Origin of the sequence: Candidatus Contendobacter odensis Run_B_J11 (assembly GCF_000531125.1) — a bacterium.
Lineage (GTDB): Bacteria > Pseudomonadota > Gammaproteobacteria > Competibacterales > Competibacteraceae > Contendibacter > Contendibacter odensensis.
The window spans coordinates 73,592-89,756 of the sequence record NZ_CBTK010000113.1 but is presented as its reverse complement, the minus strand read 5'-3'; the positions used below and the strand labels follow the sequence as shown (position 1 = coordinate 89,756).

The following is a 16,165-nucleotide window of genomic DNA, read 5'->3' as shown; positions in this document are numbered from 1 at the left end:
TGAATATTCCTTATCCTACACAAATTATTCCTAATAAATCATAATGTTGTAAACTTTACTTAGGCAGAGTAAAGTTATTTTAGGCAACTGACACTTGAGGCTAACCAATGAACACCAAGCCACTCATTCTGATCGCTCTGCTGTCCGCCGCCGGTCAGGCGTGGGCGATCCCCCCTTCATACACCATCACCGACCTCGGCACCTTGGGCGGGTCTCAGAGCTGGGCCAACGGCATCAACGCCAGCGGCCAAGTTGTCGGGGAATCGGATACCGCCGGGGATACTGCCCAACATGGCTTCCGGTACGCCAACGGAGTCATGACAGATCTCGGCACCTTAAGCGGGACTCATAGCAGCAGCGCCTCCGGCATCAACGCGAGCGGCCAGATCGTCGGGGTCTCGTATACCGCTGGGGATAAGCAAAGCCTCCGTGCCTTCCGGTACACCGGTAACACCATGACCGTCCTTGGCACCTTAGGCGGGGCTAACAGCTACGCCTTTGGTATCAACGACAGCGGGCAAATCGTTGGGTATGCGACCACCACGAATCTTGCTAACCATGCCTTCCGGTACACCAGCGGCGTTATGACGGACCTTAGCACCTTGGGCGGGACGATCAGCAGCGCCTCAGGTATCAACGCCAGCGGGCAGATCGTCGGCGATTCGTACACCACCGGGAATACTGCCCAACATGCCTTCCGGTACACCAACGGGGTCATGAGCGACCTCGGCACCCTGGGCGGGACTGACAGCGTCGCCTACGGCATTAACGCCAGCGGGCAAGTCGTCGGGGAGTCAAAAACCACAGGGAATAGCGCTACCCATGCCTTTCGGTACGCCAACGGGGTCATGAGCGACCTCGGCACCTTGGGCGGGACTAATAGCGGCGCCTACAGTATCAACACCAGTGGCCAGATCGTCGGGTATTCGGATACCGCCAATGGGGCCTACCATGCCTACCTGTACGACGGCGGCCAGATGGTCGACTTGAATTCGCTCCTGCCCGCAGGGTCGGGCTGGACATTACAAGAAGCTAAAGCCGTTAACGATGCTGGGCAAATTGCCGGTCACGGGGTCATAAACGGGCAAGGCCATGCATTCCTCATGTCGCCGGGTGGACAGAACCTCGGCTCTGCTGTTGGTGTGTTCCGCAACGGTCAGTGGTTCCTCGACGCCAACGGCAACGGCGTTTGGGACGGCTGCGGCACCGAGTTCTGCTTCACCGGCTTTGGTCAGGCCGGGGATATGCCCGCGTCGGGCAACTGGGATGGCGGCAGCAAGAGTTATATCGGAGTGCTGCGTTCCGGCACTGGCGAATGGTTCATTGACCTCAACGGCAACCGGAAATGGGATGGCTGCGCGGTCGATGGCTGCTACAGCGGTTTTGGCGCGCCCGGCGATCTGCCGGTGGCCGGGGACTGGAACGGCACCGGCTTTGCCAAGATCGGCGTGTTCCGCAACGGCCAATGGTTTTTGGATGCCAACGGCAACGGCAAATGGGACGGCTGTAGCGCCGATCTGTGCCTGAGCTTCGGCCAAGCCCTTGACCTGCCGGTAGCGGGGAATTGGAACGGCGGGTTGCAAGCCGGAGTCGGCGTATTCCGGGCCGGGACGTGGTATCTCGACTACAACGGCAATGGAAAATGGGACGGCTGTCAGCAGGATGGCGGCCAAGACAAATGCCTGTACGGCAGCTTCGGTCAAGCCGGCGATTTACCCGCTGCCGGCGATTGGAACGGCGACGGCAAAGCCAAGGTCGGGGTGTTCCGCAACGGCACCTGGTTCCTCGACTACAACGGTAATGGTCAGTGGGACGGCTGTGATATTGACCGTTGTTACTTTGGCAGCTTCGGTCAAGCGGGCGATTTACCGGTAGCCGGTAAGTGGTAATACCATTTCTCAACAGAGCATAGACATTGAGCTTTTTGCAGGATGGGCAAAGCGAGGGTAGGAGCGGCCTTCTGGCCGCGATGTTCGCGGGCTAAAACCCGCTCCTACGGTAGAGGTCGAAAACCGATAGGTGGCAAGGCGTGACTGGTGCGGGATTTACCTTGAAATCTGCGGCATAATCCTGAGCCGAATTCTCGGCTGTTCGCCACCTATCCCTTTCAGGAACAGGCCATGTCCGATTCTCCCGTTTCCGGCGATCTCTCTGCTGCGCCAGCGCCTAAAACCACTCCCCAGCCCGGTGGGAAATTGCGCGGCGCGGAAAAAGTCGCCCGCATCCCGATCAAGATCGCGCCAACCGATCCCAAGCAGCGCTTGCGTAAACCGGCCTGGATTCGCGCCCCGTTCCCCGGTACCCCGGAAGTGATGCGACTCAAGCAGATTCTGCGCGACAACCACCTGCACACGGTGTGTGAAGAAGCCAGTTGCCCCAATCTCGGCGAATGCTTCGGCCACGGCACCGCGACTTTCATGATCATGGGCGACATCTGCACCCGGCGCTGTCCGTTCTGCGATGTGGGCCACGGTCGCCCTAACCCGCTCGATGCCCAGGAACCGGAACACCTGGCGCAGACCGTGGCGGCGATGGGTTTGAAGTATGTGGTGATCACCTCGGTAGACCGTGACGATCTTCGCGACGGCGGCGCGGCCCATTTTGCTGATTGCATCCGGGCGGTACGCGCCCGACAGCCGGGCATCCGCATCGAAACTCTGGTCCCGGATTTTCGCGGACGGATGGATGCGGCGCTGGATCTTCTGGAGCGGGAGCCGCCCGATGTGTTCAACCACAATCTGGAAACGGTGCCACGGCTGTATCGCCAAGCCCGACCCGGCGCGGATTATCAATACTCGCTGGATTTACTGCGCCATTTCAAGGAGCGGCAACCGAAGATCCCAACCAAGTCGGGGCTGATGCTGGGCTTGGGCGAAACCACGACGGAAATTGAACAAGTCATGCGCGATCTCCGCACCCACCATGTAGAGATGCTGACGCTGGGCCAGTATTTGCAGCCCAGCGTCCATCATTTACCAGTAGAGCGCTACGCTCCGCTGGAGGACTTCGAGCATTTGCGTCGGTTTGGCGAAGCGCTGGGCTTCACTCATGTTGCCTCCGCGCCGCTGGTGCGTTCGTCCTATCACGCCGATGTGCAGGCCAAGGGCGCCGGAGTGGGATGAGCGCCGCCAGACCGTCCAATAGCGAGGGTCGGCAGGAGAAAGAGCGGTGAATGTTTTTGCCGTAAACACGGATTACATCTATTTCATCTACGGCCTGTCGTTCCTTCTGCTGGCGACGCGGGCCCTGGCGCTGAGTGGGCGGGACCAGACGCTGCCGTGGCGATGGCTGGCGGCTTTCGGTCTGCTCCACGGCCTGAACGAATGGCTGGATCTGCTGGCGCTGAGTCTGGGCGATGCCCCGGTATTCAAGGAAGTTCGGCTGGTCGTCATGATCATGTCCTTTTTGCCGCTGGTCGAGTTCGGGCGGCGTGGCCTGATGCGCCAGGGATTCAAGTCGCTGGGAGGGTGGATTTATCTGCCGCTGCTGGCTTTGGTGGGACTGGGCGGATGGGCCGGGATCAGTGGCCTGAACATCGCCGGTCGTTATGCGCTGGCGCTGCCGGGTGGACTGCTCGCCGGCTGTACCTTGTGGCGGGCCGCCGCGACGGTTGAGGGTGAACGGTATCTAGGATTGCGATGGGCCGCCGGTTCGATGCTGCTCTATGGTCTGGCCGCTGGGCTGATTGTGGCCGATGCCGACTTTCCCCCCGCTTCCTGGCTGAATTACGACCGCTTTTTCGCCGCGACCGGGATACCGATTCAACTGGTTCGGGCGCTGGGCGCTATCGGGGTCATGACCGGCATCTGGCTGCACGGACAGCAGCCCAAATCAAAAAAAGGGCGCTTTGGCGGGATCGTGCGCTGGCGGTATCCGGTGGCGTTTGTGGTGCTGGTCACGCTGGGTTGGCTGGCCACCGAGTGGCGCGGCCACAGCGTCGAGGCCGAGATGCGGGAACGACTGCTCCGGCAGGCGATGGAAATCGCCCAGGCCCTCCCCGTCGGCGAGGTGGAGGCGCTGTCGTTCACGGCGACGGACCGGGGAACACCGGCGTTCGAGCGGATTCGTGAACTGATGATCGCCTATGGGCGACTCGTCCAGCAGCACAGCATCTACAGCATGGCGCTTCGCGACGGCGCCATTGTGTTCGGGCCGGAGAATCTGGCGGAAGACGACCCTTGGGCCTCACCGCCGGGGACGGTTTACCGACAGCCTGCGTCCGAAAATTTTGAGATGTTCCGAACCGGCCAGCCCGTCGCCTTCGGGCCATGGCAGGATGAATATGGAGTCTTCGTCTCTGCGGTGGCTCCCGTTCGCGATCTTCACAGCGGCAAGGTGTTGATGGTGGTCGGTTTGGATATTCGCGTCAGCGACTGGAATCACCAAGCTCTGGCGAGCCGGCTGGTGCCGATCCTGAGTACCCTGCTGTTGCTGACCCTGCTCTTGGGCGGTGCCGGCGCTATTCAGTGGCGCAACCGCCAAGCGGCGAGCAGGCGGCTACACTTCCGGCATTTTGAGACGGCTCTGGTCGGAACCTTGGGGCTGGCGCTGACCCTCGCAGCGACGCTGTTGGTGCTGGAGGCGGAAAACCGCGAGCGCGGTGTGTTCTTCCACCGTCTGGCCGACGCCCGTGCCGGCAATATCCGCGAAGTGTTTAGCGATATTCGGGCCGCTTTGTCTGCGCTGGCCCAGTTCTATCAGGCCAGCCAGCAGGTGAATCGCGCCGAGTTCCACGCCTTTGTAGCCCCCTTGGCCAAGGCAACTACAGTTCAGGCCTATGAGTGGATTCCGCACATACCGGCGGCGGACAAGGCGCGTTTCGAGGCCGAAGCGCAGGGTGAAGGAAGCGGTGATTTCATCATTTGGGAACACAATGCCCAAGGTGAACGGGTTCCCGTATCAGGCCGGGCGGACTACTACCCGGTTTATGGGTTAGAGCCACGGGTCGGTAACGAAGTGGCTCTGGGATTCGATCTCGGTTCCGAATCGATCCGCCGCACCGCGCTGGAAACCGCTCTGCGCACTGGGCTGATCACGGCAACTCATCCGCTTACTCTGGTGCAGGAAACCGAACACCAGTCGGCCATACTGGTGTTTCAGCCGGTGTTCGCACCGGTCCTGCCGATGCCGGAGAACAGCAACGCGGGGGGCGACGCTGGACGGTTGCGCGGTTTCGTGCTGGGCGTACTGCGTTTGCAAACCCTGCTGGACCGTGCCCTGCTGCACGGTATCCATGATTCGGACGAGGTTGCGGTGGATTTGATCGATCTGATGATCGCCGCTGGCCCCACGCTGCTGGCGGTCCACCCGCACGACTACGAGAGCCGGCATATCGAGGCCATCACGGTGGCCCGCTTTGAGCAACGGGAATTCCAGGCGGTTCACCCGCTGTTTACCTTTGGTCGTGCCCAGGCGGTGCTGATCCGTCCTACCCCACTGTTTCATGCCGCCCATCCAGCGCGGGCGGGTTGGCTCACTGGCCTGGCGGGGTTGCTGTTGACCGCAGTGCTGGCCACGTTTGTTGGATTTTTGCGCAACCGCCAGGCCGTACTCGAACAGCAGGTACAGACCCGCACCGCTGCGTTGCAGGAAAGCGAGGAGCAGTTTCGCAGCTATTATGAGTTGGGGCTGATCGGAATGGCGATCACCTCGCCGACCAAGGGTTGGGTGCAATTCAATGATCGCCTGTGCCAGATTCTGGGCTACCCACGCGCCGAACTGGTTGCCAAAACCTGGGCTGAGCTTACTCACCCGGATGATCTCGCAATGGACATGAGCCAGTTCAACCGGGTCCTGGCCGGAGAGATAGAGGGCTACAAGCTGGATAAACGGTTTGTCTGCCAAAATGGCGGGATCGTAGATACCGTGCTATCGGTTCGCTGTGTACGCGACCCGGCAGGATCACCGCGCCATTTTATCGTCATGGTGCAGGATATTACCGAGCGCAAGGCGCTGGAGCGGGAACTGCGCCGGCTGGCCACCACCGATTCGCTGACTGAACTGTCCAACCGTCGCCACTTTCTGGCGCAGATGACGCAGGAACTGGTCCGGTTCAAACGCTATGCCCGGCCCGTCGCCCTGCTGATGTTCGACCTCGATCATTTCAAGCGAGTGAACGATCAGCATGGTCATGCCGCCGGTGACGACGTGCTTCGACACTTTTCCGCCGTCGCCCGACAGATGTTGCGCCAAGTCGATCTGCTGGGCCGGCTGGGCGGTGAGGAATTTGCTGCCCTGCTGCCAGGCACTGACTTTGATGGCGCGCAGCAATTGGCCGAGCGGCTGCGGCGAAGGGTGGCGGAATCGCCGGTGACGACGGCGGGTGGGGTTATCAGAGTGACTGTCAGCATCGGCGCTACTTCATTTGCACCGACCGATCCTGCGGCTGACGCCATTCTCGGTCGGGCCGACCGGGCGTTGTACCGAGCCAAGAGTCAAGGTCGCAACCGGGTAGAAATCGAGTGGCCGCCCTGATCCGGGCCATGTCAAACCCGCCTCCGAGCTATATAGATCGGGTATCAGAACTTTCGCTAAGCCTTTGCATTCGTCATCCCCGCGAAAGCGAGAATGACGAAAAGCGAACATTCTGATTAACTGGGTATGGGGCATCAGCGCCCGTGGATATTGATGACGGACATTAATCAGGGAGTATCGTGGCATGCAGACAACCAGCGACAGCACCAAGAATGACCCAGCGGAGGGTGCGGTGGGCAGTCCACCCGCCGCCGCGCCGCTTTCCCATTATGTAGCGGTGGGTGCATCGGCAGGCGGTCTGGAAGCCATTGAGTCCTTCTTCAGCCACATGCCGCCCGACAGCGGTCTGGGCTTCATTGTGATCCAGCATCTCTCACCCGACTACAAGAGCCTGATGGTTGAGCTGTTGTCGAAAAAAACCGCCATGCTGGTTCATCGGGCTGAGGATGGCATGGTCGTGCTGCCCAATAATATCTACCTGATCCCGCCCAAGAAGAATCTCACCATCTTCCACGGCAAACTGCTGCTGAGCGATCAGGATCGTAGTCAGGGCTTCAATTTGCCCATTGATATCTTTCTGCGCTCCCTGGCCGAGGATCAGGGCGAAAAAGCCATAGCCATCATCCTCTCCGGCACCGGCAGCGATGGCACCCGGGGAGTGCGCGTCATCAAGGAATATGGCGGCATGATCATGATCCAGGATGAGGAAAGCGCCAAATTCGATGGCATGCCGCGGGCCGCCATTTCTACCGGCCTGGCGGATTTCATCCTGCCGCCGGATCAAATGCCGGTTCAGTTGCTGTCCTTCGCCAAGCATCCGTACACCACCAAGGTCGAACGCTCCGAAACCCTGTTGAGCGACGAGCAGGGATTGACCCGGGTGTTCGCCATGCTGCGGGAGAAGTGCAAGGTCGATTTCACCTTCTACAAGCCCAGCACCGTCACCCGGCGCATCGAACGCCGGATGACCATCAACCAGACTGACGACATTCAGGACTATGTAGCCTATCTGACCAACAATCCCGGCGAGGTGGTGGCGCTGTATCGTGAACTGCTGATCGGGGTCACCAGCTTCTTTCGCGATCAAGGCGCCTTCGACCGCATGGAGCAGTTCGGACTGCCGGAAATTTTCAACAACGCCAAAAACCGGGAAATCCGCTTCTGGGTGGCGGGTTGCTCCACCGGCGAGGAGGCCTACAGTCTGGCGATTCTGACGCGCGAGTGCATGGAAACGCTGGGCGTCTCCCACGACGTAAAAATCTTCGCCACCGATATCGATCGCAACGCCATTCATTACGCGGCCAACGGCGCCTATCCCGAAAGCATTGCCTCCGACATTTCACCCCGGCTGCTGGCCAAGTATTTCTACAAGAACGAGGATAATTTTCAAATCGCCCGCACCATCCGGGAAATGGTGGTGTTCGCCCAACACAACTTGTGCAAGGATCCGCCCTTCACTAATATCACCCTGCTCACTTGCCGCAACCTGCTGATCTATTTCCAACCAATCCTGCAACGCAAGGTTCTCGAATTTTTCAATTTCTCCCTCAATTCCGGTGGATTGCTGCTGTTGGGCACCAGCGAAACCACGGGTGAAATGGCTGATTACTTCGAGGCGGTGGACTCGAAATGGAAGCTCTACCGTTCCAAGGGCCGCCTTAAGCCGCTGGCTGATACGGCTCACTTGCTGTCCGTAACCGACACCCGCTCCCGCGATCTTCGAGGCCAGTTCGCCGGCGCCCGCCGCAACCTGCGTTTCAGCGAAGAAGAACGAGTGCTGGAACGCTTTCTGGAAGCCATCGCTCAGGACTACATTCCATTAGCGGTGATCGTCAATACCCAACTGGAAGTCCTGCATGTCCTGGGCGACGTGGGAGACTACTTCAAACTGCCTTCGGGCAAGGTCGTCAACGACATCTCCAAGATGGCGGTGCGGGAATTGTCCATTCCACTGACCACCGGCATTCAGAAAGTCTTTCGCCAGCGCCAGGAATTGCATTTCACCAACATCCGCCTGCCCCGGGACGGCGGCGCCCGACTGGTGGATTTGCGCATCCGGCCCCTGCCCGAAAAACGTGGGCAGGAATCGCTGGCGGCGGTTTTTATCGGCGAGTCGAAAAAAACCGTATCGACCGAATCGGATCATGCGATTCAAGCCTTCGACCTGTCGCGGGAAGCCGAGGAACGATTGCGGGATTTGGAGCAGGATCTGCAATTCACCCGCGAGAACCTGCAAGCGACCATCGAGGAGCTGGAAACCTCCAACGAAGAGCTTCAGGCCACCAATGAAGAACTGCTGGCCAGCAACGAAGAACTTCAGTCCACCAACGAGGAGCTGCAATCCACCAATGAGGAACTATTCACCGTCAACACCGAGTATCAAACCAAGATCATCGAGTTGACCGAACTGAACAACGACGTGGACAATCTGCTGAGCGCCACCCAGATCGGCCAGCTCCTGCTGGATGAAAACATGGAAGTGCGCCGCTTCTCCCCCCGGGTCGTCGATATCTTCAAGCTGCTGCCGAGCGATGTCGGGCGACCCATTACCCATATCTCGCATTATTTGGCGGATTGCGATCCTATTGATGTGGTGCGGGACGTACAGGCCACCAGCCAGCCGCTGGAACGGGAGATTCACACCCAGGACGGCCGCTGGTACCTGATGCGGGTAGCGCCCTACACCGTGGGACCGAAAGCCTTCTCCGGCACCGTGGTTTCCTTCGTGGATGTCACCAAAGTCAAGGAAGTCCAGCTCACTCTGGCTGAGAAAGAAACCACCTTCAAGGAAATCGCCCAAAAGACCCGCTTGGGCGCCTGGCATTTTATCCCCGCGACCGGAGAGTTGCGCTGGTCCGACGAGACCTTCCGCATCCACGAGGTCGCACCGGGTCACCAGCCGCGCCCTGAAGAAAGCATCGGCTTCTACCTGCCGGAATATCGCCCCATTATCGCCGAAGCCTTCCGTCGCGCCTGCCAGGAGGGGGTGTCCTACGACCTGACCCTGGAAATCGCTACCGCCAAAGGTAACCGGCGTTGGGTGCGCACTATCGGTTGGCCGGTGATGCGGGATGAGCGAGTGGTCAAACTGTCAGGAGCTTTTCAAGACGTGACCGAAGCCCGCCTGGGCCAAGAGGCGCTGCGGGAACGTGGAGCGCAGCGCCACGATTCACCTTGATCGAGTAAACCGACCGGAGAAGCGGCATGAACACGGAAAGGGATCGCGACTGGGCATTGCTGCGTGAACGGGCGGAGGCGCTGCTCGATGATTCCCGCCTGGGAGTAAGTACCCTCTCCACCATTGAGATCGAGCGGCTGATCCACGATCTCTCGGTCCACCAGATTGAGCTGGAACTCCAGAATGAGGAGTTGCGCACCACCCAGAATCAGTTGGAGCAGACTCGCGACCGCTACGCCCGGCTCTATCACCAGGCTCCAGTGGGCTATCTGACGCTGGATGCCAGCGGCATTATCCGCCAGACCAACCAGACCTTCGCCAGTATGGTAGGCCGCGGGCGCGGCGAGTTGGCGGGTCGGGCACTGGCCGATTTCCTGGCCGATCCCGAACACGATGTTTTCCTCGGCCGCTTCAGCGCTTTTTTCAAAAACCCCGAGGGTAAAAGCATTGACGTAACCCTGTGTAACAAGGACACCCACAAATTTGCAGCCCGCCTGACCGGACGCAAGGATGCCGATGCCCTGCTGTTACCCCGGCGAGAATTGGTTCCATCCATGACCCTGTTGCTGGTCATCGTGCAGGACATCAGCCAGCAAAAAGCGATGGAAGATGCCTTGCGCGCGAGCGAGGAACGGTTTCGCGGTTATTACGAGTTGGGATTGATCGGCATGGGGATCATGGCGTTGAACAAGAGCTGGGTACAGTTCAATGATCGCCTGTGCGAGATTTTGGGCCATCCACGGGCGGAACTGGCTACCACCACATGGGCGGAGATCACCCACCCGGACGATCTCGCGGCAGAGATCGCCCAATTCAATCGCGTTTTAGCCGGTAAAACCGATGGTTATACCCTGGACAAGCGCTTCATCCGCCGCGACAGCCAGACCGTACACACCATTATTTCGGTACGTTGTGTACACAGTCCAAGCGGATCGCCGGACTACCTAGTGGTCATCGTGCAGGACATCACTGAACGCAAGGCTCTGGAACTGGAATTGCGTCGGCTGGCGACCACCGATCCGCTGACCGATCTGGCCAACCGCCGCCACTTCCTGGCGCAGGTCGAACTGGAACTGGAATTGCTACAACGCTATGCCAAGCCGGCTGCACTGCTGATGATTGACCTCGACCACTTCAAGCAGGTGAACGACAGCTACGGTCACGCCGCTGGCGATGCCGTACTGCGCCACTTCGCTACGGTCGCCCGGCATGTTTTGCGCAAGGTTGATCTGCTGGGTCGGCTGGGCGGCGAGGAATTCGCCGCGCTGCTACCGGGCACCGATCCCGAAGGGGCGCGGCAATTGGCCGAGCGGCTGCGCCAGATCATCGCCAGTTCGCCGGCCCACACGGCGTCTGGCATCATCACAATTACCGTCAGTATCGGCGTTACTCTGTTTGCGCTCAGCGATTCCGCCGCCGACACCGTTCTTGCCAGAGCCGACCGGGCGCTGTACCGGGCCAAGGATGAGGGGCGCAACCGGGTGGAAGTTGATATCCCGGAGTTACCGCTGCTACCGCTCTGAGGGGTACTGGTCCGCCATTGCAATCACTGCCTTCTCCACCATTTCCCGGGCATGCGCCATCGTATTCGCCGTCAACTCCACCCCACCCAGCATTCGCGCCACTTCCGCGATCCGCTCGCCATGGTCCAACGCTAAAACCTGAGTGTGGGTGGTTTCCCCGCTGGTCTGTTTTTCCACCTTGAAATGCTGATGCGCCTGCGCCGCAACCTGGGGTAAATGGGTCACGCACAGCACTTGCCGACCGCCGCCCAGCGCCCGCAATTGCCGCCCCACCACTTCCGCCACCCCGCCGCCGATCCCGGTATCCACTTCATCGAAAATCAACGTCGGAATGCGGGCGGCGCGAGCGGTGATCACCTGAATCGCCAGGCTGATACGCGACAGTTCGCCGCCGGAAGCGACTTTCGCTAACGGACGCAACGGCTGGCCCGGATTGGCGCTGACCTGAAACTCCACCGTTTCCAGCCCAGCGGGCGTCGGTTGTTCCAACCGCTCCAGCGCAATAGTGAAACGTCCGCCCGGCATCCCCAGCCCCGCCAGCGCGATTGAGACCCGCTCGCCGAGTTCTCGCGCCGCCGCCACCCGCTGCGCGCTCAATCGGTCGGCACATTGCTGATAAGCTGCCCGTGCCGTTTTGACCGCCTGCTGCAAGTCTTCCAACCGGGTCTCGCTGTGTTCGAGCGTATCCCGTTCCGCATCAAACCGTATTCGCAATGCCGGCAATTCCTCGGCGGTCACTCGATGCTTGCGGCTAAGCTGGTGCGCAGCGGCCAGTCGCTGTTCGACCTGCGCCAGATGGTCGGGATCGAGATCAAGCGCCTGGACATAGCTTCGCAACTCGCCGCCGGCTTCCTGTACCTGGATCAGCGCAGTGCTTAACATTTCGCCGACGGGAGCGAGCCGGGTATCCAGCCGGATCAGGGCATCCAGTTCGTGCCGCCAGTGGTCGATTCGATCGGCGATGGAGGTTTCATCGCTTTCGGTCAGCCCGTTCAAAATCTGCTGGCCGGTTTGCAGCAACTGGCTGGAATTCGCCAGCCGTCGCTGCTCGCGTTCCAGTTCCGCGATTTCGCCTTCCGCCAGATTCAGCGCCGCCAGTTCCCGCAGGTGATAATGCAGAATATCCAGCCGGGCGTCGCGCTCGCTGCTGGCCTGTCGCAACTCACCCAGTTCCTGCCGCAGCCGGTGCCAGGTCTGATAATTCGCGGTCAATTCGGCGACCAGCGGTGGATGTCCGGCGTAATCATCCAGCAATTGCCGCTGGGCCTCACGCCGCAGCAATGACTGATGTTCATGCTGGCCGTGAATATCCACTAGCCACTCGCCCAAATCCCGCAGCGCCTGGGTGGGTTGCGGGACGCCGTTGATGTAGCTACGCGAGCGCCCATTGCGGGCGATGACCCGTCGCAACTGGCATTCGCGGTCGTGATCCAGATCATGTTCAGCCAGCCAAGTGCGCGCCGCCGGCAGCGCATCGAGATCAAAGGCCGCGCTGAGGTCAGCCCGTTCCGCGCCGTGTCGGATCACCCCACTGTCGGCGCGGTCTCCCAGCAGCAGACCAATGGCATCGACCAAAATGGATTTACCGGCCCCGGTTTCGCCGGTGACCGCCGTCATCCCGATCACCAGTTCCAACTCCAATTCTTCAACGATAGCGAAATCGCGGATACGCAACTGGGTCAGCATGGTGGCCGGATCATCAGGTGAACGGTGAAGCTTCCGGGCTGAGGCCCCAACTCAGCTTGGCCCGCAGCAACTTGAAATAATCGTGGTTGACGGGATGAATCAGTCGCACTTTGCGATCTTTTTTGCGGATCACGATGCGGTCACCCGGTTCGAGTGCCAAGCTGATCTGACCATCGCAAGTCACTTGGGTTTGGGTGGTGTTGGCGGCATTTAACACCACTTCGATCACGCTGTCGGCTTTGACCACAATCGGGCGATGTGAAAGGGTGTGCGGGCAGATCGGCACCAGCACCACCGCTTCCAGCGCCGGATGGATGATTGGCCCGCCGCCAGCCAGAGCGTAGGCGGTCGAACCGGTCGGAGTGGAAATGATCAGACCGTCGGCGCGATAGGCGTTGAGAAAGCGCCCGTCGAGAAAGGTGTCTACCTCGATCATCCGGGCTACTTCGCGCTTGTGGACCACGACATCGTTAAGCGCGTCAGCCTCGCTGGTCACCTGATCCTCATGCACCACCTCGGCGTGGAGCAACGAGCGGCGGGCCTCACGAAATTGACCGTTCAGCACTGCATCCAGACTGTGGGGGATTTCGCCGGGCGAAACATCGGCTAAAAAACCGAGCCGACCCAGATTGACGCCCAGGATCGGCACCTGGTAATCCACTAGCGAGCGGGCAGCGTTGAGCATGGTGCCGTCGCCGCCCATGACGATAGCCAAATCGCACTGCTCACCGATGGCGGCGCGGCTGGCGATTTCCAGACCGTTATCCGGGATCAGCCGGGCCGAGCTTTCATCAAGCAGCACCCGCAACTGACGCTGATGCAGGTGGAGGGCGATTTGGTTCAGCGTATCCGCAACATTGGGATCGCCAAACTTGCCGATAAGGCCGATGGTATGAAAAGCCAGAGTAGACATCGTTCGGTACGAGTGGATGAGTGCGATCAAGTTACCATTTTAGGGTAAACCGCGCCAAGCGCCTGACAACTTGACACTCTGAGGGGGGTGTGATTCAAAGTGATGCAACTGTAGCCAGCCCTTTCAAGGTGATTGGTAACTACCAACGTATCCCACCGGTGTGAGGTGGATTACCCTTGGTCTGGAAGGTGCCCGTCAGGTTTACGCCCAAGTGGGTCCGCCTCGCTGTACAACCTCTGAAAGTCCACCCAATCAATGCGCCAAGCGCTTTAAGAACATCCTGTTGTAACAATAAGTTGCAACACCAAGCCAAGCCCCATTTAGAGAGTATCTGATCTCGCTTGGAGAGTCGTAGCTGAAAGCTGACCGGCTAAAGCCGGTGGTTTTAACCTTGGATATGGAAATAAAAAGCCACATAGAGGCATTAAAAAACCCACTCGCGACCAAGAGAATCAAAGATAGAAGCCCTCATCCCCGGTTGCCAAACCGATAGTGCGATACGCCCCATTCCTCGCCGCACCGATAGCCGAACAGTTCCGCGCACGCCATGAAGAATACCCGCCAGCGCTGGAACCAGCGTTCAGCGTTTTCAGTGCCGTAGGTTTCACTGAAGATCGGCATAATCTCGCCGCGATAGCGATCCTGATTGATCAGCCACGTTTCTAAAGTGCGCTGATAATGGCGTCCGTTAAAGTGCCATTGCTCTTGCAACTGCAAATCATCCTGAAAACGCGGCAATAAATCACGCGAAGGCATCAATCCACCGGTGAAGAAATAGCGCCCCATCCAGTTATCGTCGCCCTCGGTCTCGAAGGGATAAGCCAACAGGCGATGAGTAAAGAGATGGACGAACAGCTTGCCGCCCGGTTTTAGCCACCTCTGGATTCGTGCCATCAGTGCCTGATAATTGCGCATGTGTTCGAACATCTCCACCGACACTACCCGATCAAAGCGTCGGTCGGTACAAAAATCATTGATATCGGCGGTGACGACCTGAACATTCTCCAATCTACGTTGCTGACATTGCGCTTCAATAAATTCCCTTTGAGAATGGGAGTTGGAGACCGCCACGATCCGTGAGTCGGGATAGAACTCCGCCATCCACAGCGTCAGCGAACCCCAGCCACAGCCCAGTTCCAGAATATCCTGATCAAAGCCCAGTTCGGCCCGCTCGCAGGAAAGTGCCAGCATGGCCGCTTCAGCGGTTTCCAGATCTCTCACCTCTTCCGGCCACCAGCAGGAACTGTATTTCAACCGTGGCCCCAGCGTCTTTTGGAAAAAGCCAGCGGGCAGTTCGTAATGCTGGGCATTGGCCGCCGTGGTATGCAAAGCAATGGGGCTGGCGCGCAGTTCCACGATGAATTTTTCCAGCGCTGCGGCGCGAACCTGCTCATCACGGGCCTCTTCGGCGCGCAACCGCTGGGCCAGCAAGCGACGGATGCCGATCCGAATTAACCCGTCGGGAACATAACCCCGCTCCATCAGATCAATGGCGATATTGAGCATCAAACCTCCCGTTTTGGAAACCAGGGAATAAACGCGCTGGTACTGCACTGGTAGGCGCGGTAATCATCGCCGCGACTGGCCAATGCCTGTTGTTCGGTGTAGGGAATGCCCGTCACTTTGAGCAGGGTGTACAGCATCAGTGCCGGGCCGATCAGAGTCAGCCAAAGCGCCGGCGACCCCCAGGCCAGCAGCGGATAGCACCACCAGTGCAGCCACTCGAAAAAATAGTTGGGATGGCGGGAATAGCGCCACAGTCCAGCCCGGCAGGTGCGGCCACGGTGGGCAGAATCCGCCCGCCATGCCGCCAGTTGCCGGTCAGCCAGCGTCTCGCCGCCCACTGCCAGCAGCCAGATGAGTGCGACGGCGAAGACTGCGAGTAACGGAGGTCGTTCCAGAATCATGGTGACCACGAGGAAGGGTACGGCGAATACGGCGGTGAGCAGCGCCTGTGCCTGAAAGAAGCCGAAAAATTTGAGTTGCAGGCGTTCGTGCCAATGCGCACGCAGCCGTTGATAGCGACCGTCTTCCGACTTGCCGATCACCCGATTGATCAGGAGGTAAGCCGCCAATCGGAATGACCAGCCGCCCGCCATGATCGCTACCAGAATTCGCCGCAACGGATCACCGTTCGCCAGCAGGGCATAGCCCAGCGCCAACACTCCCAATCCCGCCGCCCAAGTGACATCCACCACTCCGGCATCCTGAGTACGCCATTGCACTGCCCAGGCCAGCGCCATCAGCAGCGCCGCCGTCGCCCAACCGGCCAGGAACAGTTCGAGACCGGTCATGGCAATACCCTCCGACAAAACCATTCACTCTCCCCTCCCGTATCCAGGAAAAGGGCTGGCGGTGAAAGTTGAACGAATACCCACCGAACGCACTTAC

9 protein-coding genes are annotated in these 16,165 nt (G+C 59.5%); 5 read left to right on the top strand and 4 right to left on the bottom strand.

Annotated elements, in window-relative coordinates; genetic code table 11:
* The first annotated feature begins 107 nt into the window (after positions 1–107).
* The 5 genes from BN874_RS22445 to BN874_RS22435 all read left to right on the top strand — a co-directional run bounded on the left by BN874_RS22445 (position 108) and on the right by BN874_RS22435 (position 11,175).
* Positions 108–1,889 carry a DUF3466 family protein gene (locus BN874_RS22445; RefSeq protein ID WP_051497629.1) on the top strand — a complete coding sequence of 594 codons (1,782 nt, stop codon included), beginning with the start codon at positions 108–110 and terminating at the stop codon, positions 1,887–1,889.
* A 231-nt stretch (positions 1,890–2,120) separates the two neighbouring features.
* Positions 2,121–3,122, top strand: a complete 1,002-nt coding sequence (gene lipA / locus BN874_RS09055; RefSeq protein WP_051497628.1) for a lipoyl synthase — start codon at positions 2,121–2,123, stop codon at positions 3,120–3,122.
* A 46-nt stretch (positions 3,123–3,168) separates the two neighbouring features.
* A complete protein-coding gene (locus BN874_RS22440; protein WP_051497627.1) occupies positions 3,169–6,474 on the top strand; it encodes a diguanylate cyclase in 3,306 nt (1,101 codons plus the stop codon).
* A 184-nt stretch (positions 6,475–6,658) separates the two neighbouring features.
* Positions 6,659–9,652: a chemotaxis protein CheB gene (locus BN874_RS09045; RefSeq protein ID WP_051497626.1), complete on the top strand. Its 2,994-nt coding sequence runs from the start codon at positions 6,659–6,661 to the stop codon at positions 9,650–9,652.
* Positions 9,653–9,678: 26 nt separating this feature from the next.
* The gene (locus BN874_RS22435) at positions 9,679–11,175 is read left to right on the top strand and encodes a sensor domain-containing diguanylate cyclase (protein ID WP_051497625.1); all 1,497 of its coding nucleotides are present in this window, start codon (positions 9,679–9,681) and stop codon (positions 11,173–11,175) included.
* Here the strand turns inward: BN874_RS22435 and recN are convergent.
* From recN to BN874_RS09020, 4 genes are all read right to left on the bottom strand, one after another.
* Complete coding sequence (gene recN / locus BN874_RS09035; RefSeq protein ID WP_051497624.1) at positions 11,164–12,861, bottom strand: DNA repair protein RecN; 1,698 nt, start codon at positions 12,859–12,861, stop codon at positions 11,164–11,166. The two genes, BN874_RS22435 and recN, sit on opposite strands and share 12 nt — an antisense overlap.
* Before the next feature lie 13 nt (positions 12,862–12,874).
* Positions 12,875–13,774 (bottom strand): NAD(+) kinase, encoded by a 900-nt coding sequence (locus tag BN874_RS09030; protein WP_034432221.1) that lies wholly within the window; start codon positions 13,772–13,774, stop codon positions 12,875–12,877.
* Positions 13,775–14,242: 468 nt separating this feature from the next.
* A complete protein-coding gene (locus BN874_RS09025; RefSeq protein ID WP_051497623.1) occupies positions 14,243–15,280 on the bottom strand; it encodes an SAM-dependent methyltransferase in 1,038 nt (345 codons plus the stop codon).
* A complete protein-coding gene (locus BN874_RS09020; protein WP_051497638.1) occupies positions 15,280–16,068 on the bottom strand; it encodes a DUF1295 domain-containing protein in 789 nt (262 codons plus the stop codon). Before BN874_RS09020 ends, BN874_RS09025 begins: the two co-directional genes overlap by 1 nt.
* Between the last annotated feature and the right edge of the window lie 97 nt (positions 16,069–16,165).

Excerpts from the sequence above, each read along its gene's own strand:
- recN (WP_051497624.1), bottom strand. The coding sequence starts at position 12,861 with ATGCTGACCCAGTTGCGTATCCGCGATTTCGCTATCGTTGAAGAATTG.
- BN874_RS09020 (WP_051497638.1), bottom strand. The coding sequence starts at position 16,068 with ATGACCGGTCTCGAACTGTTCCTGGCCGGTTGGGCGACGGCGGCGCTG.
- BN874_RS22445 (WP_051497629.1), top strand. The coding sequence starts at position 108 with ATGAACACCAAGCCACTCATTCTGATCGCTCTGCTGTCCGCCGCCGGT.
- lipA (WP_051497628.1), top strand. The coding sequence starts at position 2,121 with ATGTCCGATTCTCCCGTTTCCGGCGATCTCTCTGCTGCGCCAGCGCCT.
- BN874_RS09025 (WP_051497623.1), bottom strand. The coding sequence starts at position 15,280 with ATGCTCAATATCGCCATTGATCTGATGGAGCGGGGTTATGTTCCCGAC.
- BN874_RS22435 (WP_051497625.1), top strand. The coding sequence starts at position 9,679 with ATGAACACGGAAAGGGATCGCGACTGGGCATTGCTGCGTGAACGGGCG.
- BN874_RS09045 (WP_051497626.1), top strand. The coding sequence starts at position 6,659 with ATGCAGACAACCAGCGACAGCACCAAGAATGACCCAGCGGAGGGTGCG.
- BN874_RS09030 (WP_034432221.1), bottom strand. The coding sequence starts at position 13,774 with ATGTCTACTCTGGCTTTTCATACCATCGGCCTTATCGGCAAGTTTGGC.